We start from the raw sequence: 1761 nt of genomic DNA on the forward strand, positions 1-1761 counted from the left end.
GCGACACCCCCACCCCGCTTGGCGCGTCGCTGACGGGGATGGTGGCGGTGACGGTGTTGCTGGCGGTGTCGATCACCGACACCGAGTCACTGTCGACATTGGCGACGTAGGCGTAGGTGCCGGGCGGTACGGCGTGGGCGGTCTGCGGAACAGCCAGGGGCAGGGCGAGCCCCGCCACCAGAACCACCCCGGTCACCACCGCAGCAGGCAACCCGCCCCACCATCGACGCTCGGTCCAGCGACGGGGCGACGCCTGCGACACAGAGGCACCCCCCACACCGAGACACCCCCACACACGACGGATCCTCACGATGCCCTCCACGAATCCACAGTCCTGACGACACCTCAGCCCCGCCAGCAATCCTTCCGATCGCCCAGATCGTGTCATTCGTCTACACAATGTGTAAGTGTCGACACGCACTGAACCGCCCCCGGCGTGTCCGGGGACGGCCAGCGGCCGTGTCGTCAGCCAGCAGGTGGAACGGCGGGCATGGTATCGGTACGCGAGCCGCGGGCGCTCTTGCCGTCCACCGCGACCGCCTCCGTCCCGGTCGTGCCGTGGCCGAGCAGGTCGGCGAGCCCGCGGGGACAACACCAGGACCAGCACCCGGCGCAGGGTGGACAGGCAGGCCAGCCGGCGCACGCCGAGCGGCCCACACGCACGAAACCCAGGCGGGCGAGGGTGTCCTGGCGAGCGTGGCGGGCCCACTGTCCGATGGCCCGATAGGAGCGGGCGCCGGCCAGGACCGCGCACGCGCCGGTCAGCAGGACCGAGGCGAGAGTGTGCCACCGTCCACGCCGGTGCCGCGGATCGGGCAGACCAGCCAGACGGACCTCCACTCCGGGAAGTTCACGCTGCTGACGCGAGAGGGGCTTGACCAGACAGACCACGGCAGACTACTGAGGTTGAACTCGTGGTGTTGTAGAGGCTGACGGCTGGTCACCCGCTGGGGTATCAACAGGTGTATGCGGTATTTACAAGGGGGCGGGCTGACCGGTGAACGGCAGCAGTTCCGTGAGGAGTTACGACTTCAGGCGGCCGAGCGGTTCGCTCGGGGTGAGGCGGGTTCGGTGATCGCCGGGGACCTTCGGGTCAGTGTCCGGTCGGTGCAGCGGTGGCGGCAGGCGTGGGACGAGGGCGGTCCGCGGGCGTTGAGGTCGCGGCGGGCCCGGCATCGCTGCCGCGGTTGAGCGAGAAGTAGTTCGCTCGGCTGGAGGCAAAGCTGGCCAAGGGGCCGGCAGCGCACGGCTGGGAGGATCAGCGGCGGACGTTGGCGCGGTCAAGACGGTGATCGGCCGGCGCTTCCACCTGGCCCACACGATCCAGGGCGTGCGGAAACTGCTCGTGCGTAACGGCTGGTGAGCCGCCCCGGGTTCGGTAGAGATCTCAGATTGTGGTTGTGACCTGGGGTTTCGTGGATTGCATGTAGTAGGTGGTCTCGTACTCGACGGGCGGGACGTGGCCTATCTCACCGTGGAGTCGGCGGTGGCAGTACCAGTCGATCCGCTCGGCGGTGGCGAGCTCGACCTGGGAGAGCGTCTTCCAGGGCTGGCCGGGTTTGATCAGCTCCGTCTTGAACAGTCTGATCGTCGATTCCGTGAGGGCGTTGTCGTAGGCGTCGCCGACCGAGCCGATCGATGCCGCGATCCCTGCTCGGTCGAGATGCTCGGCGAGCGCGAACGATGTGTATTCGGCGAGTTCAACCAGTCGTTGCAACACTGGGCTGTTGTAGCGAGCGTAGCTGTTCCTCGAAGACCTCG

Annotated in this window: 3 protein-coding genes and 1 pseudogene; 1 reads left to right on the forward strand and 3 read right to left on the reverse strand. The window is 67.9% G+C overall.

Translation table 11 applies throughout. The features are described from left to right. Positions 1-196, reverse strand: a pseudogene (locus ACFWI9_RS33760) (YncE family protein); the annotation flags it as partial. 269 nt (positions 197-465) lie between these two features. Continuing rightward, positions 466-891 (reverse strand): transposase family protein, encoded by a 426-nt coding sequence (locus tag ACFWI9_RS33765; RefSeq protein WP_387168989.1) that lies wholly within the window; start codon positions 889-891, stop codon positions 466-468. A 75-nt stretch (positions 892-966) separates the two neighbouring features. On the opposite strand from ACFWI9_RS33765, the gene ACFWI9_RS33770 reads away from it, so the two are divergent. Next, the gene (locus ACFWI9_RS33770) at positions 967-1191 is read left to right on the forward strand and encodes a helix-turn-helix domain-containing protein (RefSeq protein WP_387168992.1); all 225 of its coding nucleotides are present in this window, start codon (positions 967-969) and stop codon (positions 1189-1191) included. Between the two features lie 196 nt (positions 1192-1387). Here ACFWI9_RS33770 and ACFWI9_RS33775 read toward each other — a convergent pair. After that, positions 1388-1761 (reverse strand): integrase core domain-containing protein (locus ACFWI9_RS33775; RefSeq protein WP_387168995.1); only part of this gene is annotated, 374 nt, incomplete at its 5' end.

This window comes from Streptomyces sp. NPDC127084 (assembly GCF_042724175.1).
Classification (GTDB): Bacteria; Actinomycetota; Actinomycetes; order Streptomycetales; family Streptomycetaceae; genus Streptomyces.

Bases quoted from the DNA above. Each gene is read 5' to 3' on its own strand.
- ACFWI9_RS33770 (WP_387168992.1), top strand. From the start codon at position 967: ATGCGGTATTTACAAGGGGGCGGGCTGACCGGTGAACGGCAGCAGTTC.